The following is a 21,082-nucleotide window of genomic DNA, read 5'->3' as shown; positions in this document are numbered from 1 at the left end:
CTCGTCGCCTGGCCGTCCCGGCCCGGCGCCTGCCGCCCCCGCCGCAAGCGGCGGGGGCTTGGCGGCTTAGGATGACTTGCGCACACGCAGATACCATTCGCACAACAGACGCACCTGCTTGGCGGTGTAACCCTTTTCCACCATGCGGTTGACAAAGTCCTCGTGTTTCTTGGCATCCTCGGCACTGGCCTTGGCATTGAAGGAAATGACCGGAAGCAGCTCTTCGGTGTTGGAGAACATCTTCTTCTCGATCACCGTGCGCAGCTTCTCGTAGCTGGTCCAGGCCGGATTCTTGCCGCCATTGTTGGCGCGGGCCCGCAGCACGAAGTTGACAATCTCGTTGCGGAAGTCCTTGGGATTGGAAATCCCGGCAGGTTTCTCGATCTTTTCCAGCTCGGCATTCAGCGACGTGCGGTCGAAAATCTCGCCGGTATCCTGATCGCGGTATTCCTGATCCTGAATCCAGTAATCGGCGAATGTCACGTAGCGGTCGAAAATGTTCTGGCCGTATTCGGAATAACTTTCCAGATAAGCGGTCTGGATTTCCTTGCCGATGAACTCGACATATTTAGGCGCCAGATACTCCTTCAGGAAAGTCAGGTACTTCTGTTCCGTCTCGGCCGGGAACTGCTCGCGCTCCACCTGCTGCTCGATCACGTACAGCAGATGCACCGGGTTGGCGGCCACTTCGCTATGGTCGAAGTTGAACACTTTGGACAGGATCTTGTAAGCGAAACGAGTGGACAGGCCCGCCATCCCCTCATCCACGCCGGCGTAGTCGCGGTATTCCTGCAGCGACTTGGCCTTGGGATCCGTGTCTTTCAGGTTCTCGCCGTCATACACCTGCATCTTGCTGTACAAGCTGGAGTTTTCCGGCTCCTTCAGCCGCGACAGCACGGCAAACTGGGCCATCATCTTCAAGGTGCCGGGCGCGCAAGGCGCCTTGCCCAGCGAGGAGTTGCGGATCAGCTTGTCGTAGATCTTGATTTCCTCGGTCACGCGCAGGCAATACGGCACCTTGACGATGTAGATGCGGTCGAGGAAGGCTTCGTTGTTCTTGTTGTTGCGGAACTGTTTCCACTCGCTCTCGTTGGAGTGGGCCAGGATGATGCCCTCGAATGGAATCGCGCCGAAACCTTCCGTGCCCTTGAAGTTGCCTTCCTGGGTGGCGGTCAAGAGCGGGTGCAGCACCTTGATCGGCGCCTTGAACATTTCCACGAATTCCAGCAAGCCCTGGTTGGCCAGGCACAAACCGCCGGAGTAGCTGTAAGCGTCCGGATCGTCCTGAGCGTATTTCTCCAGCTTGCGGATATCGACCTTGCCCACCAGCGAGCTGATGTCCTGGTTGTTTTCGTCGCCCGGTTCGGTCTTGGCCACGGCGATCTGCTTCAGCACCGATGGGTAGCGCTTGACCACGCGGAACTGGCCGATGTCGCCATTGAACTCGTGCAGGCGCTTCACCGCCCACGGGCTGGGGATGCCTTTGAGGTAACGGCGCGGAATGCCGTACTGCTCCTCCAGGATGGGGCCGTCTTCGTCATAGTTGAACAGAGCCAGCGGAGACTCGTTGACCGGGCTGCCCTTCAGGCTATAGAACGGCACCAGCTCCATCAGCTCCTTCAGCTTCTCGGCGATGGAAGACTTGCCGCCGCCTACCGGACCCAGCAGATAGAGAATCTGCTTCTTCTCTTCCAGGCCTTGAGCCGCGTGGCGGAAATACGCGACCACCTGCTCGATGACTTCCTCGGTGCCGTAGAAGTCGCGGAAGGCGGGATAGACCTTGATGACCTTGTTGGAAAAAATGCGTGACAGCCGCGAATCGTGGCGGGTGTCCACCAACTCGGGTTCCCCGATGGCTGCCAGCATGCGTTCTGCGGCAGTGGCGTAGGCGCCCGGGTCCTGTTTGCACAGTTCCAGGTACTCTTGGATGGTGTACTCTTCTTCGCGGGTTTTATCGTAGCGCACTGCGTAGTGGCTGAAGATATCCGGGTGCATGACTCTCTCCTGGCTGGTAGCAGGTGGTTGCGGCTAGGGCTGAGTCGCCTTCGTCGTCCCCCTTGCTGAATTAGAGTACTGACTTTGTCTCCGGTTCTTTTTTTGGGTATAGCATAGCAGCACGGAATGGCCGGAAAAAACAGGTATAAGCGGTTTCTTGGTCTTGCCGGAAGCCGTAAAACAGAAAAGCTATTGAATCGATAAGCGTTTTTTAAATTCAGATTTTTGTAACAACAAATGAAGCTTAGTAAAAGCTTGTAATTTCAACCGGGATAATTTCCATATATTTATTTAAAACAATAGTTTGTCAGCTTTTACGCAAAACAATGCGGACGCCAATCTCATAAATCGTTCCACGCTGCACCTCGTTGCAGCGCTTGACTTCCACCTCGGCCTCAAACGGCTTGCCCGGCGCGCCGCCCACCCCTGGCACCAGCACGATCACGTTCAAGCGTTCGCCGTATTGCGGCACGAAGACCGAGCGCAAGGCCATGCCATCCACAGACAGGTCAACGCACTCGCCGTAGTAGGTCTGCCCGTTGGTCAGGCACTTGATGCGCGCCTTGCACCCCATGCTGATGCGCCGGCCGCGCCGGCGATCGTAGTACGCGTCAAATCGGGACACCTCGCATCCTCCCGCTCAGATAGGCCGCCAGCCAGTGCAGGCCGACAATCGACTTGCTGTCGCAGATTTCGCCGGTCAACACCATTTCCATGGCTGCGTCGAGCGGTCGGGTCAACACTTCCAGAAACTCGCCCTCGTCCAATTGCCGCTCGCTGAGCACAAGGTCCTGTGCCAGATAGTAGCTGATCTTTTCATTGGAATAACCAATACATGGGTGGGCTGTACCCAAATATATCCATTTGTCGGAACGATAGCCGGTTTCTTCCAATAATTCCCGACGCGCGGTGATTTCCGGCGCTTCGCCCGGATCGATTTTGCCGGCGGGAATCTCGATGAACTCGCGGCCCGCCGGATAGCGGAATTGACGCTCCAGCACCAGCTCCTGCCGCGGCGTCAGCGCCAGTATGGCCACCGCGCCAGGGTGGACGATATATTCGCGCGGCGCCTGCCTGCCGTCTGGCAGTTCCACCATGTCCTTGTGCACCGACAGGAAGCCCCCTTGGTAGACCCGTTCCGAAGACAGTTGTTTCTCAAGCAGATTCACATTTCGCCTTTCTATTGTTCCATGCGCTGACTACCGCCCAGCGCCATACGACGCGGGTGGCCAGATAGCCCGCAGCGCCCAACGTCAACCCCAGGGCAGGCATGCCCACCAGCAAGGGCCAGCCCAGCTCCGCCAGCCAAGCCAGCATCCGCCCCAGCCAGGCCATCGGCCCCAGTCCCAAAAAGCTGGGCGGCGCAGTCATTGTAGCCGGCCCGGTCTCGCCCAGTAAGCAGCGGCCATAACGATAGGCCAAGTAATACAGGGGCAGCACGGTGAAGGGATTGCTGTATAGCGAGACTACCATCGCCGCAGGCAGATTGACCCGCAACAGCAGTGTCAGCGCCAGCGCGGTGGCCTTCTGCGTAAAGCCGGGCATCACGCCCGAATACAAACCCACCGCCACGCCCATCGCCACCTTGCGGCGGTTGAAGGCCCAGAGCGCCGGATGGTCCAGATACGGCGCCAGCCAGCGCAAGGCGGGATGGGCGAACCATTCATGCCGGCACTCGGAAAACGCGCGGATTTTTCGTTTCAATAATGTCATTCAGCATTCAAATCATCACGTTGCCGTTAAGCCACAGTTTACCGGGCACTCGCGCGCAATTTGGTTGTCAAAAGCATGGGAATAATTTAAACAAGCGTTTGAATGAAACCACGCCTCAGATCAGGGGCATCATAAAACGCATCGCCCTGGCACACACCAGGCCGCACCAACCGAACTGGAGAAACCGAATGCCTGCTTACCAAGCCCCGCTGCGCGACTTTGATTTCGTTCTCAACGAACTGATCAAGGTACAGGACATCATCCCCACGTTGCCAGGTTATGAAGAAGCGACGCAGGACATCTTCCAGGCCTACTTGGAGCAGGCCGCCCAGTTCTGTGAATCGGAACTCGCGCCGTTGAACCGTCTGGGCGATGAGGAAGGCTGCCAGTTCGACAGCGCGACCAAATCCGTCACCACGCCGGCAGGCTTCAAGGAAGCTTACAAGCAGTATTGCGAGCTGGGTTTCCCGGCGCTGGATTGCGATCCCGCCTTCGGCGGCCAGGGCATGCCCAAGAGCATGGCCTTCCCCATCATGGAAATGCAGTGCTCCGCCAACGTGGCCTGGTCGATGTACCCCGGCCTGTCGCATGGCGCGTATTCTGCCATTCACGCCCACGGCACTGAGCAACAAAAAGCGCAGTACCTGCCCAAACTGGTGGACGGCAGCTGGACCGGCACCATGTGCCTGACCGAGCCGCACTGCGGCACCGACCTCGGCCTGCTCAAAGCCAGGGCCGAGCCGAATGACGATGGCAGCTACCGCGTCACCGGCACCAAGATCTTCATTTCCGCTGGCGAACACGATCTGTCCGACAACATCATCCATCTGGTGCTGGCCCGCCTGCCGGACGCGCCCAAGGACGTGAAGGGCATCTCGCTGTTCATCGTGCCCAAGTTCCTTGACAAGGGCGTGCGCAATGCCGTTTCCTGCGGCAGCCTGGAGCACAAGATGGGCATCAAGGCCAATGCCACCGCCGTGATCAACCTGGATGGCGCGCAGGGCTGGCTGATCGGCGAACCGAACAAGGGCCTGGCCTGCATGTTCACCATGATGAACGCCGCCCGCCTCGGCTGCGGCATGCAGGGTCTGGGCATAGGCGAGGCCTCGTTCCAGGGCGCGCTGGCCTACGCCCGCGAACGGCTGCAGATGCGCGCGCTGAACGGCGCCAAATATCCGGACAAGGCCGCCGATCCCATCATCGTCCACCCCGACGTGCGCCGCATGCTGCTGACGCAGAAAGCCTACACCGAGGCCGGGCGCGCCTTGGCCGCCATGCTGGCGCTGCAACTGGACATCGAGGACAAACACCCGGACGCCGCCGCCCGCGCCGACGCCGCCGATCTGGTGGCGCTGCTGACTCCGGTGGCCAAGGCCTTCATGACCGACAACGGCTATGCCGCCGCCAACCTGGGCATGCAAGTCTTCGGCGGCCACGGCTTCATCCGCGAATGGGGCATGGAGCAACTGGTGCGCGACTGCCGCATCTCGCAAATCTACGAAGGCACCAACGGCATCCAGGCGATAGACCTGCTGGGCCGCAAAGTGTTGCTGGACCAGGGCGCCAAGCTGCGCAAGTTCACCAAGCTGATCCACAAGTTCTGCCAGCAGTACGAAGGCCATGCGCAGCTGGGCGAATTTGTCGGCCCGCTGTCCAAGCTGATGAAGGAAGTGGGCGAAATCACCATGGGCATCGGCATGGCCAGCCTGTCGGACAAAGATGAAGCCGGCGCCGCCGCCACCGACTACCTGCGCCTGGTGGGCCACCTGACCTACGCCTGGCTGTGGGCGCGCATGGCGGAAGTCTCTTACGCCAAGCTCGGCAACGGCGACGACGCCTTCTACCAGGCCAAGATCGCCACTGCCCGCTTCTACTACGCCAAGCTGTTGCCGGAAGTGGAAGCGCTGAAGGCAAGCATCAAGTCCGGCGCCAAGCCGCTGATGGCATTGGCAGACGAGCACTTCGCTTTCTAAAGCAGGCTCAACGCGTCCATGACAGGCCGCTCACCGCGAGGGAGCGGCCTGTTGCGTTTTCATCGCAAAACTACTTAAGCCCTCCCGCCAAGCCACAAGTTTTCCATGCCGCGGCCGAAATAAAGTCATACTTAAAGTCATTCCCCTCCACCCTTAGCGAGCGCCAAGCGGCAACCATGCGCCGATAGGAGTCTGTGATGTCAATCTCGTCATTGAACAACAACCAGCCCAGCCAAACCGGCGGCGCGTCGCAAACGCAAAACAGCGCCTACAGCGCCCAGACCGCACGCAACCAACTGAATCAGCTGCTGGTTGAATCGCTCAGCGTATCCATCAGCAGCGGAAAACAGTCTCAATCTCTGCTGCTCAAGGCCTCGATCACCAACATCAACCAGGTTCTGAACGCCGACTTCGCCAATGGCAACAACCAGAGCGGAAGCCAGGGCAGCGCCAGTCTCCAGATCAGCAGCACGCAGCTGAGCATTTCGATCCAGCAACAGGACAGCAGCGGCGCCAGCAACAGCGCCAGCGACGATGACATGTCTCCCGACGCCACGTCCAAGCGCATCCTCGACGGCGCGCTGGGCTTGTTTGGCCTGTATCAGCAGCAGCATCCGGACCAGAACGCGAGCGATCAGGCCCAGAGCTTCATCAAGCTTGTGCGCCAGGGTTTTGAGCAGGGCTATCAAGAAGCCACGGATATCCTGAAAAACCTGAACGTGTTCAATGGCGATGTCTCCGCCAACGCGCAGAAAACCTACAACCTGGTGGAGCAAGGCTTTAATAATTTCCTGTCGCAATATCAAGACAGCAGCAAAACGCAAGCCGCGTCCAACCAAGGCAGCGGCAGCTGATCGGCTGAAGCGGCGGAGTCCCTGCCATGGCCATCGACGACGACATCATCATCTCTCCGATCAGCCCGGTGCATCCGCGCCAGGGCAACCGCGTAAGCAGCGAGGGATGGCGCGCCGGCGGCCATGGCGAACAACAGCCAGAACAGGACGATAGCGCCGACATCGGCCTGAGCCGCGGCCATCAGGCCGCAGAGTTGCTGTACAGCGCGACCATGGATCAAGTGGCGCATCTGGCTGGACTCGATCACGCCCCGGGGCCGCGGCCGGAGGGGGAATTGCCCGGCACCAGCCACAGCCAGCATCTGCTGCTGGGCATCGCCATGCTGTTCGAACGCTACTGCCAGTCCCATCCCCACTTATCTATCCGCGAAGCCGGCCTCGCCTTCGCGCCGCTGGCGCGCCAGGGCCTGGACCGCGGCTTGCAGGAAACCTGCCAGGTGCTGATCCAATTGAATGCCCTGCCCCCTGCCACCCAAGCCCAATTGCAAGGCTTGCATCAGTTGACCAGCAAGCTGCTGGATGAGCGATTCGGCATAGCCTGAACCCTAGGAGCTGTTGACGTTTGGTGAGAGGTCGCGCCGGGATGCGTTTTGCGCCAAATCGAGGCATTTCGCGCTCCGCATAGTCATTCTCTGCCAGCGCGGAACAACGAAGAGTCGGCGCGAAAGGCGCCCGGCCATGCGGGTTTGGCCGCTTTGTGCCGGAAGCCACGTTGCCCAGCCCTTGCATAGAATGACTATGCGGCGGACTGTGCGCCTTGCTTCCGGCACAAATCGGCGCAAACGCGATCCACCCACCAAACGTCAACAGCCCCCAGCCATCAGGCCGGCACCAGCACGCAGGTACCCGCGATCACCACCGCCAGCCCCACCGCTATCGGCAAGGACGTGCGCTTGACGATCTCGAAAGGCGACACCTGGCTCATGCCGGAACAGGCCACCACCACGCCGGACACCGGCGACACCGTGCGCCCCAGATTGGACGCCTGCAGCATGGGGATGGCCAGGAAGGCCGGATTGATGCCGGACTGCGCCGCCAGTTTGGGAATCAGCTCGACAAAAGCGTAGAACGGCGCATTGCCGGAACCGGTGGTCAGCGCGGCGATGGTGGTGATCGCCACCAACACCAGCATCAGCACCACGGCGCCGGAGCCGAATGACTGCGCCAACGCGATCAACTGGCTGATGAAACCCAGCGTGGACAGCCCCTGCGCGAACACGCCGGCGGCGACGATCAACATGACCACGCTGGTGAACGCGTCGCCCATGCCCTTATAAACCGTGTCCAGCCCGGCGAACACCGGCTTGGCATGGCGATAGCGGATGAATTCGAGGCAAGACGTCAGCAGAATGCAGATGATCAGGATGGTGACGATGTGCAGCTCAGGCGCGATCTTGCCGTTGAACACCAGCACGCCGACGATGGGAGTGAACGGCAGCAGCGCATAAAACGCCGGCGCCTGGGTCTGGATCTCCTTCACATCCTGGCGGCTCAGCGCCACGCCGGCCCTGCGGTCCAGATAGCGTTGCCAGAAGAAATGCGTGGCGCCCATGCACAGGATGGCCGCGATGGAGATGGGCAGCGTGGTCTTGAAAGCGAAATCGATCAAGGGCATCTGCGAAGCCTGGGCCGCGATCACCACGTCGCCGGAAGTGGGCGACAGGATCACCGCCGCCGGCGAGGCGCAAATCGCCGCCGCGGCGCCGCGGCTGATGCCCATATTCACCATCAAGGGAAACAGCGTGGCCATCAGCAACACGCCCAGGCCGGTGGCTGAAGACACCGCCAGCGACAGCACGCAGGCGACAAAATACGCCGCCACCATCAGCACATACGGCGAATGTATCTTGCTCAAGGGACGAGACGCGAGCTTGACCACCATGTCGTTGGCGCCAATATGCGTGGTGTAACTGGCAAAGCCGCACAGGGCCATCACCATCAGGCCCAGATCGGCAGCGCGATTGCTGAGCAAGAACTTGACGTATTCCGGAATATCTGCAAAAGGATGACCCGTGCTCGCCACATTCTTGGGCAGAATGGCATGCCCCAGCAGCACGGAAACCAGCAGCAGAAACAGACCGCCGACCAGCAAGACCCCAGTGGCGGAATAACCCTTGAAAATATAGCGTCCCACCAGAATGGTGACGATAAGGCCAAGCAGCAGCTCCATGACCTGATCCTTAATGTAAATTAACCATTGCTAATTTACAGGCTTATCGTTTGTCGCGCCGCGGCAGTCGGACCTCTCTTGATTTGAAACAAATTTGATGGCGGCCATGCTCCGCAACGGATGGCGGCGGCGCTTAGCGTAGCGGGAAAAGGCCGCCGCCAAAACAGAGGCGGGGCGAATGATGGTGACCCAAACGGATGGCGGCGGCCATCGCTGGCTCCGGAACGGCGCGGCAAGCAATCCATGCCCTTATCGCCAACCTAGGCCAGGCCCATGAAAAAAGCGGACTCGCGTCCGCTTTCTGAACCCAGCCAGCCGATCAGGTTTAGTTGGCGCCGCAGCAGGCCTTGTACTTCTTGCCGCTGCCGCACGGGCACATATCATTGCGGCCGACTTTGTCGCCTTCGCGGCGAACCGTGGTCGGCGCCTGTTCCTTGGCGCGCCAGTAGCCGAACACGGCCACCAGGGCGTCGGTCAGCTCTTCCTTATAGCCTTCGACTTCCTCATCGGTGAAGGTCAGCAGGTCTTCGCCGCCGTCCTCGTCCTCAAAGGCGCCGCCCAGCACCAGCATCGGCATCATCAGGCTTTCGAAGCCTTCGTCCTCTTCCGCCACTTCGAACCAGTCAGTGTCGACCAGATCCAGCGCGTACAGGTAGGCGTTGGCCCACGGCCAGTAGTCCGGCTCGCCCTCCTCTTCGCTGCCTTCTTCGGCGTACAGGATCATGTCCAGCTCGTCGCCTTCGGCCAGCGTTTCGCGGATGCTGTCGAACAGCTTCTGCAGCAGAGCCTTCAGTTCGGTTTCGTCCGCCGCGTTTTCAAAGGCCGGCGCGTCGCCCAGCACTTCCGGCAGCCAGAACGCGGCGTCCACCTTGTCCGGACCGCTGGCCAGCGCGGCGAAGAAGCCCTGCACTTCGTCCGGGCGCATGGTGCTGCCGCTGGCGGACAACGGCGTCAGCAGCGTTTCAAGACGGGTCAGGTCTGCATCGTTGAATTCGGTCACGGTCATGGTGTCATTCCTCAAGGTGAATCGGTTTGGCGGCATTGTAAGCCAAAAGCGTGGCTCTGGCGGCGCATTTTGCTGTCATCGCTTGTCCGATATCATGCGGTTTTCACATCGTCCAGCCCCAGCTTCTCCAGCACCTGCCGCCGCATCAAGTACTTCTGTATCTTGCCGGTGACCGTCATCGGGAAGCTGTCCACAAATTCGATGTAACGCGGAATCTTGTAATGCGCGATCTGCCCCTGGCAAAAAGCGCGGATCTCCTCGGCGCTGGCCTGTTCGCCATCGCGCAGGCGGATCCAGGCGCATAGCTCCTCGCCATAGCGGACATCCGGCACCCCTATCACCTGCACCTCCTGGATCTTGGGATGGCGGTACAGAAACTCTTCTATCTCGCGCGGATAGACGTTCTCGCCGCCGCGGATCACCATGTCCTTGACTCGCCCCACGATATTGACCGAGCCGTCCTCGTTCATCGCGGCCAGGTCGCCGCTATGCATCCAGCCGGCGCCATCGATGGCGGCGCGCGTCATCTCTTCGTCGCCCCAATAGCCCAGCATCACCGAATAGCCGCGCACGCACAGCTCGCCGCTGACGCCACGCGGCACAATACGGCCTTCGGCATCGACGATCTTCACCTCGACATGCGGGTGAACGAAGCCCACGGTGCTGACGCGCTGCGCCAGCGGCGTGTCCGTGGCGCTCTGCAGGCTGACCGGGCTGGTTTCCGTCATGCCGTAACAAATCGTCACCTCGGCCATGTCCATACGCTCTATCACCCGGCGCATCACCTCCACCGGGCACGGGCTGCCCGCCATGATGCCGGTGCGCAGGCTGCTCAGGTCGAATTCGCCGAAGCGCGGATGATCGAGCAGGGAAATAAACATGGTCGGCACGCCATGCAAGGCGGTGCAGCGCTCCTGCTGCACCGCCTCCAGCACCGCCTCGGCATCAAAGCCCTCGGCCGGGAACACCATGGCCGCGCCGTGGCAGACGCAGCACAGGCTGCCCATCACCATGCCGAAGCAGTGATAAAGCGGCACCGGAATGCACAGCCTGTCGCCCGGCCCCAGCTTCATGGCTGCGCCGACGAACCAGGCGTTGTTGAGGATATTGTGGTGCGACAGCGTGGCGCCCTTGGGGTGGCCAGTGGTGCCTGACGTGAACTGGATATTGACCGCCTCGTCGAACTGCAGCGTGTCGCCCAAAGCTCGCAATTCGGCCAGTTCTTGTTCCGACGGCTCGGCCAGCAACTGGGAAAAAGCCAGCATGCCCGGCAATGCCTGCTGCCCCATCCGCACCACCCAACGCAGATCCGGCAGCCTAGCCGCGCTCAGTTCCCCGGGCTGGCAGTGGTCCAGCTCCGGCGCCAGATCGCGGATCATGGCGACGTAATCGCTGCTCTTGAAGCTGGGCGACAAGACCAGCGCGCGGCACTGCACCTTGTTCAGCGCATATTCCAGCTCGGCGCGGCGATAGCCGGGATTGATGTTGACCAGCACCAGCCCCGCCTTGGCGGCGGCGAATTGCATCAGCACCCACTCGGCCCGGTTCTGCGACCAGATGCCCACCCGTTCGCCGGGCTGCAGGCCCAAACGGCGCAGGCCGCAAGCCAGGCTGTCCACCTGCCGCCTCAGTTCGGCATAGCTCCAGCGGATATCCTGATGCCGCACGCGCAGCGCCAATCTGTCGCCATGGCGCTCGCAGGCCTCGTCGAAAAAACGCCCTATGGTCTGTCCCAGCAGCGGCTGCGCGACGGCGCCGTTGGCATAGCTGAACTGCGGCATCAAGCCCTCCCGTTGAAGTCGTTTGCGAATGACAGATTGACGATTACGTAAACGTAAATCAAGCTTTGCGCTGCTGCGTTGGGAAAAACGCTACAATCGCCGCCTCAAGGAAGACTTTATGAACCAAGCCGAATTTTTCACCATCTCCGACCTGGCGCGCGAATTCGATGTCACGCTGCGCACCATACGCTTCTATGAAGAACAAGGCCTGATCGAGCCGCAACGCGATGGCCGCCAGCGCCTGTTCACCCGGCGCGACCGCGCGCGGCTCAAGCTGATCCTGCGCGGCAAGCGCATCGGCCTGTCCTTGGCCGAGATTCGCGAGATCATAGACATGTACCAGCTGGCGCGCGACGAGGCCAGCCAGTCGCAAAAATTGCTGGACCTGCTGCAGGCGCGCCGCCGCCAGCTGGAAGAGCAGCGGCGCGACATCGACGCCGTATTGGACGAAATCGGCACGCTGGAAGCGCACTGCCGCAAGGTGATCGCCAGCGACGGCGCGGCCGCCTGACTTCAATAAAATTGCATCGTCATTTCAAAGCAGACAAAATAAACAAATCTGCATTGGAGATGCCGCATGCCCAGCCCCTATACCACGCCTTACTCGCTGCAAGCGCTGACCGCCGATCGGGCTGAAGACTTCTGGCGCGTGACCGACAGCGTGGCGCGCGAACGCCGCTACCTATCGTTTCTGGAAATTTCGCAGCAGTTGTCGGCGCAATATGTGGCGCGGCAACTGGCCGCGAACGCCCCGCACCTGTTGCTGCTGTACGGCGATCAGGTGGTGGGCTGGTGCGACGTTTCTCCCCACGAGTGGCCCATTCACCGCCACCGCGGCACCCTGGGCATGGGCATGCTGCCGGCGCATCGCGGCCTAGGCCTGGGCGGCTGGCTGCTGGAGCAAACACTGGCGCTCGCCGCCAAGCGCGGCCTTCATCGCGTGGAGCTGACAGTGCACGCCGACAACCGCCGCGCCATTCAGCTGTATCGCCGCCATGGCTTCCAGCAGGAGGGTCATCTGCGCGACGCCATCCGCATCGACGGCCGCTTTGGCGACGCGCTGCTGATGGCGCGGATCAATTGAAGCGGACGGCGACGCCCTCCTTGGGAGCGGGCGGCGCCATCATGCTGCGTTGCACCGCCAGCACGCTGCCCAACACCACCGCCATGCCCAGCAGCGATTGCGCGGAAAGCGCCTGGCCCAGCAGGGCCCAACCCAACACCACGGCCGTCATTGGGCTGAGCAGGCCCAGCGACGACACCGCCACCGGCGACAGCCGCGCGATGCCGCGGAACCACAAAAGATAGGCAAGCAGCGCGCCAAACAGGGTCAGGTAGCCATAGCCGGCAAATTGCGCCCACCCCAGACGCGGCAGAGGCGGATCGATGGCCAGGGCCAGCGGCAGCAGCATCAGTCCGCCCAGCGACAGCTGCCAGCCTGTCAGCGCGGTGACCGGCGCCGACAATTTCCAGCGCCGCGTCAGATAGGTGCCGCAAGCCATCACCACCGCGCCGCCAAAGGCCGCCAACATGCCCAACCCATCCCAGCGCGTGCCTGGCGACAGCAGCAGCAAGGCCATGCCGGCCACGCCGGCCAGGCTGGCCCACAAGGCCATCGCCGCCGGACGCCGGCTGTCCAGCCGCCAGGCCAGCGTCATCACCAGCAAGGGCTGGCAAGCGCCGACGACCGCCGCCAGCCCGCCCGGCAAGCGATAGGCGGCGACGAACAACAGCGCCTGGAACGCGCCGATATTCAGCGCGGACAACATCAGCAGCTTGCCCCACTCCCCTGTCCGCGGACGCCAGCCGCCCATCATCACCAGCAAGAGTCCGGCCGGCAGCACGCGCAGCAAGGCCGCGGTGAACGGCCGATCGGGCGGCAGCAGCTCGGTGGTGACGATATAAGTCGAACCCCAGATCACCGGCGTGAGCGCGGTCAACAACACATCCCGCCACTGGCCGATTCCCGTATTCGCCGTCATGGGCAATCCTCTCGTTTACGTTTATAATCGAAGCGCATTTAGCTTGAATTCAAGATAACATTTATCTCGAATTCAAGGCAAATTAATCTTGAGATCAAGACAGATTTCATATGACGAAAAGCGAAAACGGCGACGCGGTGGACCGCATTCTGGAACAATGGGCCAGAGAGCGGCCGGATCTGGACGTCAGCCCCATGGGGCTGATCGGCAGGCTGGGCCGCTGTGCGGCGCTGCTGGAGCACAGGCTGGATGTGGTATTCCAGCAATATGGCCTCAGCGCCTGGGAGTTCGACATGCTGGCCACGCTGCGCCGGGCCGGCGCGCCGTATCGGCTGGCGCCCACCGAATTGTTCTCGACGATGATGGTCACCTCCGGCACCATGACGCACCGGCTGAAAGTTCTGGAAGGCAAGGGCTGGATCGTGCGCGAAGCCTGCAGCCAGGACGCGCGCAGCACGCTGGTCAGACTCAGCGACGCGGGCTTCGCGCTGATCGAGCGCGCGGTGGAGGCGCATGTCGCCAACGAGCACGCCATTCTGTCCGCGCTGCCGGCGCGCAGCGTGGAGGCGCTGCAAAAGCGGCTGGCGGAACTGCTGGCGGCGCTGGAACCCGAAAACCACTGATCGCCCCACGGAGCGTCCCATGAGCGAGCATCGTTCTCCCCTGCAGCCCTGGCATTCCGGCGAACTGGAAATGCAGCGCCGCGCCGGCAGCCTGGAGCAAATGGCCGTGGTCGGGCCGCGCAATCTGCGCGACCACATGCCGGATCAGCATCGCGCTTTCTTCCGCCAGCTCCCTTTCGTGGTGCTGGCGGCGCTGGACGATGCCGGCAGGCCGTGGGCGGGCGTGGTGGAGGGCGCGCCCGGTTTTGTTGATTCGCCCGATCCGCGCGAATTGCGCCTCGCCGCCCTGCCCAGCCCTGCCGACCCGCTGCGCGATTGCCTGCGTTCCGGCGCGGCGGTGGGCCTGCTCGGCATCGAACTGCACACGCGCCGCCGCAACCGCATGAACGGCCAACTGATTGCGCTGGACAAGGCCGGTTGCGCGCTGGCGGTGCGCCAGTCATTCGGCAACTGCCCCAAGTACATCCAGCTGCGCGAATTTGAATTTGCCCGCGAACCGGGGCCGCGCATCGTGGGCACGGTGGAATGGATGGACGAGCTGGACGAGGACGCCCGCGCAGCCATCGCCTCCGCCGACACCTTCTTCGTCGCCAGCGCCTTCCCCGGCGACGATGGCCAACCCGGCTGGCAGGTCGATGTATCGCATCGCGGCGGCAAGCCCGGCTTCGTCAGAGTCGACGGCGACACACTGACCATTCCGGATTTTCCGGGGAACGGCTACTTCAACACCCTGGGCAATCTGCTGCGCCATCCGCGCGCCGGCCTCTTGTTCATCGACTTCTCCAGCGGCGACACGCTGCAGCTGGCTGGCCGCGCCGAGGTGCGGGATGGCGACGCCGCGTCCGTTTTCCATGGCGCCGAGCGGCTGTGGTCTTTCCGAGTCGAGCGGGTGGTGCGCCGCCGCAACGCCCTGGCGCTGCGCTGGACGCTGCGCGAATATTCGCCGTTCGCCCTGGCCACCGGTGCCTGGCCGCAGCCGGCCCCCGCCCGGCAATGGCTGCCGCTGCGGGTAACCCATGTGGCCGACGAGAGCGATGTCGTGCGGTCGATCTATCTGGAACCGGCGGACGGCTCGCCCCCGCCGCCCTTCCTGCCTGGCCAGCACCTGAGCCTCAAGGTGATGGGCGTGGACGGCGCGCGCTTGCGCAATTACACGCTTTCTCAGACCGGCGCTTACCGCATCAGCGTCAAGCGCCAGGGCAAGGCATCCGCCCGGCTGCACCAGCTGGCGCCGGGCGACATCGTGGAGGCGCTGCCGCCGCGCGGCGACTTCACCGTATCCAGCCTGGAAAGGCCCATTACGCTGCTGGCAGGCGGCATCGGCATCACGCCGCTGCTGGCCATGCTGCACCAGTTGACGGAACAAGCCGCCGCGATGCCGCCCACGCTGCTGGTCTACGCCACCAAAACCGTGGCCGAACGCGCGTTCGACGCAGAGCTGGACGCCTTGCAAGCCAGGGCGGCAGGCAAGCTGCGCGTCGTCAAGGCGGCAAGCCAGCCGGAAACAAACCGTCGCCCAGGCCAGGACTACCAGCACGCCGGACGCGTCGACATCAAGCTATTGCGCCGGTTTGGCGCGGATCTGGCCGGAGACTTCTACCTGTGCGGCCCCGCCGGCTTCATGCAGGCCTTGTACGATCAGCTGATTGGCGCAGTCGTGGCAGACAGCCGCATCCACGCCGAGGCCTTCGGTCCGGCAGGTCTGCAACGCATCGGCCGCGCCGGGCCAACCCTGCCGCCGATGGCCGACCACGCCGTCGCGGTCCGCTTCAGCGATGCCGAGCTGGACGCGGCGTGGCAACCCGGCCAGGGCAGCCTGCTGGAGCTGGCGGAAGCCTGCGGCCTGAACCCGGACTTCAGCTGCCGCGGCGGCACCTGCGGCAGCTGCCGCGCCGCCCTGCTGGCGGGCCAAGCCACCTATCTGCAGCCGCCGGACTATGAAACCGCGCCGGGCGAAATCCTGCTGTGCTGCGCCTACCCGGCAGAAGGAACGGACAAACTGGAAATCCGCCTGTAGCGACAGAACGTCTCGGCATGTCAGCGGTCTTTTATCGCGCGAATGTCTGACCCAGGCCCAACCATGCCTTAAAATACTGTCAACTGTTTTGGCTCCCATCCCGCCGCCGCGCGCGGCCAGGCCCCGAATGATAGACAATCCCAATATGCTGCTACTGGCGGTTTTTGAACGCGCCGCGCTGATGCTGATGGCGCTGTTCTTCCTCACCCGCATCCGGCCGTTCCAAGACCTGTTGCGCCAGCAGAAGCACAGCCCGGCGGAACTGGCCGGCGTCTCGCTGCTGTTCTGCCTGTTCGCCGTGTTCAGCACCTATACCGGCATTCCGGTGGACGGCTCGCTGGTCAATGTCCGCACCATCGCCATCCTGGCCGGCGGCATTCTGTTCGGCCCCTGGGTGGGCATTCCGGCCGGCATCGTTTCCGGCCTGCACCGCTACCTGATAGACATCCACGGCTACACCTCGCTGCCCTGCCTGATCTCCAGCATCTGCGCCGGCCTGCTGTCCACCTTCATTCACTACCGCGCCGGCCGCCAGCGCTTGTGGCTGTACGGCATCGCCGCCGGCGTCGGCTGCGAAAGCCTGACCATGGCCTTGATTCTATGGTTCACCGAGCCTAAGGTAGGCCACGCCATCGTCAGCCACATCGCCTACCCGATGATCACCGGCACCGTCTGCATCGGCTTGATCATCCGGCTGGTGCAGGATCTGGACGACGAAAAAGAGCTGCTGGCGGCTCGCCAGGCCAAGCTGGCGCTGACCATCGCCAACCGCACCCTGCCCTATTTCCAGAACGTGGACCGCGACGCGCTGGTGGAAGTGTGCACGGTGATCCGCAACCACATCGGCGCCGACGCGGTGGCCATCACCGATACCCGCGACGTGCTGGCCTACGTGGGGCTGGGCAAGGACTACTACGAACCGGCCGCCCACTCCGCCATCGGCGAGATCACCCGCCGCGCGGTGGAGCAGGACCAGATCATCATCGAAAACGACCTGCGCCAGTACCGGGTGGCGGATTTCCACTCGGTGATCATCATCCCGCTGCGCGAAAACGGCCGCGTCACCGGCACGCTGAAAATCTTCTTCCGCCAGAGCGGCGGCATCACCGGCTCGCTGCGCGAGCTGGGGCTGGGCCTGTCGCAGCTGATCTCCACCCAGATGGAGGCGTCGCGCATCAAGCAGCTGCAGGAGATGGCGCGCAAAGCCGAGTTCGCCGCGCTGCAGAGCAAGATCAACCCGCACTTCCTGTTCAACGCGCTGAACGCCATCTCGTCCTTGATCCGCATCCAGCCGTCGGAGGCGCGGCAGCTGATCGCCAAGCTGGCCGACTACCTGCGCTACAACCTATCGCTGGGCGACACCCTGATCGACATCCAGGAAGAACTGAAGCAGGTGCGCGACTACGTGGCCATCGAGCAGGCGCGCTTCGGCAGCAAGCTGTCCGTCGTATTCGACGTGGACGAGGTCCATGCGCGCGTGCCCAGCCTGCTGCTGCAGCCGCTGGTGGAAAATGCCATCCTGCATGGCATCCAGCCGCGCAAGGAGCCGGGCGAGGTGCGCATCTCGGTGAAGAAGCTGGACGACCGCATCCATGTGTCGGTGCGCGACACCGGCTACGGCATCAGCCAGGAAGTGATGGACGGCATCGCCAGAGGCAAAGTGGAAAGCCGCAGCATCGGCCTATCCAACGTCAACGAGCGCATCAAGCTCTTGTACGGCGAGGGCCTGCGGCTTACCCGGCTGGAGCCGGGCACCGAAGTGAGTTTTGAGCTGCCGCTGGAGGAAGTCGCATGAAGGCGCTGATTGTGGAAGACGAATACCTGGCGCGCCAGGAACTGGCCTATTTGATACAGGAACACAGCGCCATCGAGATCGCCGCCAGCGTGGAGGACGGGCTGGAAGCGTTCAAATTCCTGCAGGAGCAAGTCGTGGACGTGGTGTTTCTGGACATCAACATCCCGTCCATCGACGGCCTGTTGCTGGCCAAGAACCTGCATAAAGCAGCCAAACCGCCGCGCATCGTCTTCGTCACCGCCTACAAGGAGTTCGCGGTGGAGGCGTTTGAAGTGGAAGCCTTCGATTACATACTCAAGCCGTATAACGAGACGCGCATCATCAGCCTGCTGGCCAAGCTGGAAGCGCTGGAACAGGCGCCGCCGGCCACAGCGCCGCACATAGCGGCGCCCCTCCCCGAATCCGCGCCCGTCAGCCGCACCGTCAACCTGGCCAAGGGCGACAGCATCATCGTCACGCCCTGCGACGACATCTATTACGTCGAGGCGGACGAGAAAGTCACCCTGGTCTACACCGCGCGCGACCGCTACGTGATGGCGATGAGCATCAGCGAATTCGTGTCCCGTCTCCCAGCAGACAGCTTCTTCCGCTGCCACCGCTCGTATTGCGTCAACATCCACAAGATCCGTGAAATCGCGCCGTGGCAGAACAGCACTTACATCATCAAGCTGTACGACCTGAAGGCGGAAATCCCGGTCAGCCGCAGCAACATCAAGGCGTTCAGGCAACTGATGCACCTCTGATTGCAGTTCATTCCGCGCCGCCTGCATTTCATTCCCGCGCTGCGCCGTCTCTATAAGCGCGGGCTTATAGTCATGCCAACAGTAATGACTTTAAGCGAGCAGCGCCATGAATGCCTCTCTCAATGCCATCCGCTACCGTACCCTGGCCGGCACCGTTCTCACCCAGTTCGCCCTGGGTTCCGTTTACACCTGGAGCCTGTTCAACGCCCAACTGTCGCACAAGCTCTCCGAACCGGTCAGCCAGGTGGCCTTCGCCTTCGGCCTGCTGAGCCTGGCCCTGGCTGTCGCCTCTTCCCTGGCTGGCAAGCTACAGGAGCGCTTCGGCGTGCGCAAGGTGGCCATCGCCTCCGGCCTGATGCTCGGCCTGGGCTTCTATCTGACCTCGCAAGCCAACAACCTGGTCATGCTCTACCTGTGCGCCGGCCTGCTGGTGGGCTTCGCCGACGGCGCAGGCTATTTGATGTCGCTGTCCAACTGCGTGAAATGGTTCCCGGAACGCAAGGGCCTGATCTCGGCCTGCGCCATCGGCGCTTACGGCCTGGGCAGCCTGGGCTTCAAGTTCATCAATCTGGCGCTGCTGTCGCACTTTAGCCTGGAAGCCACTTTCCAGCTGTGGGGGCTGATCGCCATGTCCATGGTGCTGGCCGGCGCGCTGCTGATGACCGATGCGCCCCAACAGCCGATCGCCGCGCAAACCAGCGGCAGCCGAGACTTCACGCTGGCCGAATCGATGCGCCAGCCGCAATACTGGATGCTGGCCATGATGTTCCTGACTGTATGCATGAGCGGCCTGTATGTGATCGGCGTGGCCAAGGACATCGGCGAAAGCTTCGTTCACCTGCCGGCGCTGACCGCCGCCAATGCCGTCGCCGTGATCGCGGTGGCCAATCTGTCCGGCCGCCTGGTGCTGGGCATCCTGTCCGACAAGATGCCGCGCATCCGCGTCATCACCCTCGCCCAGATCGCCGCCTTGGCCGGCATGCTGACCCTGCTGTTTGTGCCGCTGAACGTCACGCTGTTCTTCGCCGCCATCGCCTGCATCGCCTTCAGCTTCGGCGGCACCATCACCGTCTACCCGTCGCTGGTCAGCGATTTCTTCGGCCTGAACAACCTGACCAAGAACTACGGCGTGATCTACCTGGGCTTCGGCATCGGCAGCATCGTCGGCTCCATCGTGGCCTCGCTGTTCGGCGGCTTCCTGGCTACCTTCCACCTGATCCTGGCGCTGCTGATCGTATCGTTGCTGTTCTCGCTGATCATCCGCCAGCCGGGCGCAGCGAAGGCCGCAGAAGAAAACTTCCACGCCGAGCCGCATCTGGGCAAGGCCTGATCCTCCCGCCCGCAACGACAAAGCCCCCGACCTTGGGGTAATGCCGTTCACTTAAGAGAAAAGCACCGTCTCCATGCATGTGAAACGGTGCTTTTTTTGTGGATTCCTGTGCTCTCAAGGCCAGAAAAGTCGCCCGAAAATCCTTAAGTGAACGGCATTACCGACCTTGGGGGCTTTTTGCATTGATGACGCCCATCCATGCAAGACCTGGTCTTGGGATCTTGGCCAGCCAGGGAACCGTCCCGTATTTCCATCGGCTTTGTTTACTGTCTTCCCATAAGCCTATCATGCGATTGGAATATGTATAATGTATATTATATATATTTGTACTTATTTTAATCATATCGATCGAGACAAAAATGCACCCCATCTATTCATTCAAGAGTTTTGCGGAACTGGAGACCTTCATCGATCAACTGGAAAGCGTTGGACAAATGGCTGGCGCCAAAGACCTCCAGCACAATTTCCTGTACGTTAACGCCAGCTATGCAGACTTTCATGGTTTGCCGCGGGAACAAATCATTGGCAAGAAGTCTGGGGACATGCCCAATGGGATTTCCGTTCTGTCCCAGCTCATGTATGAACAAGATCAAATGGTGCTGCTCCAGAAAAAAAAGATCATCATGGGAAGCATTCACCCTCATCGCAACGGCGATCCGCGCGCCTACAAGTTCCGCAAGTACCCCGCCCTGCTCAACGGCAAAGATCCGCTTATTCTATTTACCGGCGAGGACTTGACTTGCGATACCACTTTCTGGAGCGACATTCTGTGGGGAATCGAACCGGCTATCAAAGTGGAAAAACTAGTTGCGGCTTCTTATGCGCAGCTGCTGGAGTCCAAGGAACTCAAAATCCCGCTTAACGAAAATGAATTGTCAGTCCTGACGCTGCTGCTCCGTGGCGTGCCGGTCAAGCGCATCGCCTCCATCTACGATTTATCCACGCGCACGATTGAAAATAGAATTGAGTCTTTAAAAGATAAATTTGGCGCACTGAACCAACAAAACCTGATTGATACCGCCCGAAAAATGGGTTACCAGTCAGTCATATCACGCGCAATATTCAAAGACCACATGACATACAACCTGCTGGTGGAATGA

At 61.7% G+C, this 21,082-nt stretch carries 19 protein-coding genes; 11 read left to right on the top strand and 8 right to left on the bottom strand.

All coding sequences use genetic code 11. The features are described 5' to 3' along the window. Window positions 1–66 precede the first annotated feature (66 nt). The 4 genes from BI343_RS18820 to BI343_RS18805 all read right to left on the bottom strand — a co-directional run bounded on the left by BI343_RS18820 (window position 67) and on the right by BI343_RS18805 (window position 3,708). Window positions 67–1,995 (bottom strand): PrkA family serine protein kinase, encoded by a 1,929-nt coding sequence (locus BI343_RS18820; RefSeq protein WP_043628395.1) that lies wholly within the window; start codon window positions 1,993–1,995, stop codon window positions 67–69. A 307-nt stretch (window positions 1,996–2,302) separates the two neighbouring features. Beyond that, window positions 2,303–2,620 carry a PilZ domain-containing protein gene (locus tag BI343_RS18815; protein WP_106077241.1) on the bottom strand — a complete coding sequence of 106 codons (318 nt, stop codon included), beginning with the start codon at window positions 2,618–2,620 and terminating at the stop codon, window positions 2,303–2,305. Next, a complete protein-coding gene (locus tag BI343_RS18810) occupies window positions 2,607–3,164 on the bottom strand; it encodes an NUDIX domain-containing protein (RefSeq protein WP_043628394.1) in 558 nt (185 codons plus the stop codon). The genes BI343_RS18815 and BI343_RS18810 overlap by 14 nt, the downstream gene beginning before the upstream one ends. Then, window positions 3,151–3,708 (bottom strand): DUF2062 domain-containing protein, encoded by a 558-nt coding sequence (locus BI343_RS18805; RefSeq protein WP_071110893.1) that lies wholly within the window; start codon window positions 3,706–3,708, stop codon window positions 3,151–3,153. Before BI343_RS18805 ends, BI343_RS18810 begins: the two co-directional genes overlap by 14 nt. A 188-nt stretch (window positions 3,709–3,896) precedes the next feature. On the opposite strand from BI343_RS18805, the gene BI343_RS18800 reads away from it, so the two are divergent. The 3 genes from BI343_RS18800 to BI343_RS18790 all read left to right on the top strand — a co-directional run bounded on the left by BI343_RS18800 (window position 3,897) and on the right by BI343_RS18790 (window position 7,077). Beyond that, window positions 3,897–5,681 carry an acyl-CoA dehydrogenase C-terminal domain-containing protein gene (locus BI343_RS18800; protein WP_071110892.1) on the top strand — a complete coding sequence of 595 codons (1,785 nt, stop codon included), beginning with the start codon at window positions 3,897–3,899 and terminating at the stop codon, window positions 5,679–5,681. 197 nt (window positions 5,682–5,878) lie between these two features. Then, window positions 5,879–6,535, top strand: coding sequence for a DUF5610 domain-containing protein (locus BI343_RS18795; RefSeq protein ID WP_106077245.1), 657 nt, complete (start codon window positions 5,879–5,881; stop codon window positions 6,533–6,535). 26 nt (window positions 6,536–6,561) lie between these two features. Beyond that, on the top strand, window positions 6,562–7,077 hold the full coding sequence (locus tag BI343_RS18790) for a DUF5610 domain-containing protein (protein WP_071110890.1): 516 nt from the start codon (window positions 6,562–6,564) through the stop codon (window positions 7,075–7,077). 278 nt (window positions 7,078–7,355) lie between these two features. Here the strand turns inward: BI343_RS18790 and dcuC are convergent, their stop codons facing one another. From dcuC to BI343_RS18775, 3 genes are all read right to left on the bottom strand, one after another. Beyond that, the gene (gene dcuC, locus BI343_RS18785) at window positions 7,356–8,705 is read right to left on the bottom strand and encodes an anaerobic C4-dicarboxylate transporter DcuC (RefSeq protein WP_071110889.1); all 1,350 of its coding nucleotides are present in this window, start codon (window positions 8,703–8,705) and stop codon (window positions 7,356–7,358) included. A 325-nt stretch (window positions 8,706–9,030) separates the two neighbouring features. Continuing rightward, window positions 9,031–9,711, bottom strand: coding sequence for a YecA family protein (locus tag BI343_RS18780; protein WP_043629840.1), 681 nt, complete (start codon window positions 9,709–9,711; stop codon window positions 9,031–9,033). Window positions 9,712–9,803: 92 nt separating this feature from the next. Further along, window positions 9,804–11,492: an AMP-binding protein gene (locus tag BI343_RS18775; protein ID WP_071110888.1), complete on the bottom strand. Its 1,689-nt coding sequence runs from the start codon at window positions 11,490–11,492 to the stop codon at window positions 9,804–9,806. Window positions 11,493–11,610: 118 nt separating this feature from the next. Between BI343_RS18775 and BI343_RS18770 the strand changes: the two genes are divergently transcribed. Together BI343_RS18770 and BI343_RS18765 are read left to right on the top strand one after the other, a co-directional pair. After that, entirely contained in the window at window positions 11,611–12,003 is a 393-nt protein-coding gene (locus BI343_RS18770; RefSeq protein WP_043629837.1) for a MerR family transcriptional regulator, read from the top strand. Window positions 12,004–12,069: 66 nt separating this feature from the next. Continuing rightward, window positions 12,070–12,576 (top strand): GNAT family N-acetyltransferase, encoded by a 507-nt coding sequence (locus tag BI343_RS18765; protein ID WP_071110887.1) that lies wholly within the window; start codon window positions 12,070–12,072, stop codon window positions 12,574–12,576. On the opposite strand, the gene BI343_RS18760 is transcribed toward BI343_RS18765, so the two are convergent. Continuing rightward, entirely contained in the window at window positions 12,569–13,474 is a 906-nt protein-coding gene (locus BI343_RS18760) for an EamA family transporter (protein WP_071110886.1), read from the bottom strand. The genes BI343_RS18765 and BI343_RS18760 overlap by 8 nt on opposite strands. Window positions 13,475–13,584: 110 nt before the next feature. On the opposite strand from BI343_RS18760, the gene BI343_RS18755 reads away from it, so the two are divergent. The 6 genes from BI343_RS18755 (at window position 13,585) to BI343_RS18730 (ending at window position 21,082) form a co-directional block, all read left to right on the top strand. Next, window positions 13,585–14,097, top strand: coding sequence for a MarR family winged helix-turn-helix transcriptional regulator (locus BI343_RS18755; RefSeq protein ID WP_071110885.1), 513 nt, complete (start codon window positions 13,585–13,587; stop codon window positions 14,095–14,097). 19 nt (window positions 14,098–14,116) lie between these two features. Continuing rightward, window positions 14,117–16,114, top strand: a complete 1,998-nt coding sequence (locus BI343_RS18750) for a pyridoxamine 5'-phosphate oxidase family protein (protein ID WP_071110884.1) — start codon at window positions 14,117–14,119, stop codon at window positions 16,112–16,114. 127 nt (window positions 16,115–16,241) lie between these two features. Then, on the top strand, window positions 16,242–17,909 hold the full coding sequence (locus tag BI343_RS18745) for a sensor histidine kinase (RefSeq protein WP_071110883.1): 1,668 nt from the start codon (window positions 16,242–16,244) through the stop codon (window positions 17,907–17,909). Next, window positions 17,906–18,652, top strand: a complete 747-nt coding sequence (locus BI343_RS18740) for a LytR/AlgR family response regulator transcription factor (protein WP_071110882.1) — start codon at window positions 17,906–17,908, stop codon at window positions 18,650–18,652. Before BI343_RS18745 ends, BI343_RS18740 begins: the two co-directional genes overlap by 4 nt. Window positions 18,653–18,758: 106 nt before the next feature. After that, the gene (locus BI343_RS18735) at window positions 18,759–19,982 is read left to right on the top strand and encodes an L-lactate MFS transporter (RefSeq protein WP_071110881.1); all 1,224 of its coding nucleotides are present in this window, start codon (window positions 18,759–18,761) and stop codon (window positions 19,980–19,982) included. Window positions 19,983–20,341: 359 nt separating this feature from the next. Next, a complete protein-coding gene (locus BI343_RS18730) occupies window positions 20,342–21,082 on the top strand; it encodes a helix-turn-helix transcriptional regulator (protein ID WP_071110880.1) in 741 nt (246 codons plus the stop codon).

It is taken from the genome of Chromobacterium amazonense (assembly GCF_001855565.1).
Lineage (GTDB): Bacteria > Pseudomonadota > Gammaproteobacteria > Burkholderiales > Chromobacteriaceae > Chromobacterium > Chromobacterium amazonense.
Note: the sequence above shows the minus strand (reverse complement) of the source record. Positions and strands in the feature narration are given on the sequence as shown.

Excerpts from the sequence above, each read along its gene's own strand:
- BI343_RS18765 (WP_071110887.1), top strand. The coding sequence starts at position 12,070 with ATGCCCAGCCCCTATACCACGCCTTACTCGCTGCAAGCGCTGACCGCC.
- BI343_RS18790 (WP_071110890.1), top strand. The coding sequence starts at position 6,562 with ATGGCCATCGACGACGACATCATCATCTCTCCGATCAGCCCGGTGCAT.
- BI343_RS18745 (WP_071110883.1), top strand. The coding sequence starts at position 16,242 with ATGATAGACAATCCCAATATGCTGCTACTGGCGGTTTTTGAACGCGCC.
- BI343_RS18800 (WP_071110892.1), top strand. The coding sequence starts at position 3,897 with ATGCCTGCTTACCAAGCCCCGCTGCGCGACTTTGATTTCGTTCTCAAC.
- BI343_RS18795 (WP_106077245.1), top strand. The coding sequence starts at position 5,879 with ATGTCAATCTCGTCATTGAACAACAACCAGCCCAGCCAAACCGGCGGC.
- BI343_RS18760 (WP_071110886.1), bottom strand. The coding sequence starts at position 13,474 with ATGACGGCGAATACGGGAATCGGCCAGTGGCGGGATGTGTTGTTGACC.
- BI343_RS18820 (WP_043628395.1), bottom strand. The coding sequence starts at position 1,995 with ATGCACCCGGATATCTTCAGCCACTACGCAGTGCGCTACGATAAAACC.
- BI343_RS18780 (WP_043629840.1), bottom strand. The coding sequence starts at position 9,711 with ATGACCGTGACCGAATTCAACGATGCAGACCTGACCCGTCTTGAAACG.
- BI343_RS18750 (WP_071110884.1), top strand. The coding sequence starts at position 14,117 with ATGAGCGAGCATCGTTCTCCCCTGCAGCCCTGGCATTCCGGCGAACTG.
- BI343_RS18775 (WP_071110888.1), bottom strand. The coding sequence starts at position 11,492 with ATGCCGCAGTTCAGCTATGCCAACGGCGCCGTCGCGCAGCCGCTGCTG.
- BI343_RS18755 (WP_071110885.1), top strand. The coding sequence starts at position 13,585 with ATGACGAAAAGCGAAAACGGCGACGCGGTGGACCGCATTCTGGAACAA.
- BI343_RS18740 (WP_071110882.1), top strand. The coding sequence starts at position 17,906 with ATGAAGGCGCTGATTGTGGAAGACGAATACCTGGCGCGCCAGGAACTG.
- BI343_RS18735 (WP_071110881.1), top strand. The coding sequence starts at position 18,759 with ATGAATGCCTCTCTCAATGCCATCCGCTACCGTACCCTGGCCGGCACC.
- BI343_RS18805 (WP_071110893.1), bottom strand. The coding sequence starts at position 3,708 with ATGACATTATTGAAACGAAAAATCCGCGCGTTTTCCGAGTGCCGGCAT.
- BI343_RS18770 (WP_043629837.1), top strand. The coding sequence starts at position 11,611 with ATGAACCAAGCCGAATTTTTCACCATCTCCGACCTGGCGCGCGAATTC.
- BI343_RS18730 (WP_071110880.1), top strand. The coding sequence starts at position 20,342 with ATGCACCCCATCTATTCATTCAAGAGTTTTGCGGAACTGGAGACCTTC.
- dcuC (WP_071110889.1), bottom strand. The coding sequence starts at position 8,705 with ATGGAGCTGCTGCTTGGCCTTATCGTCACCATTCTGGTGGGACGCTAT.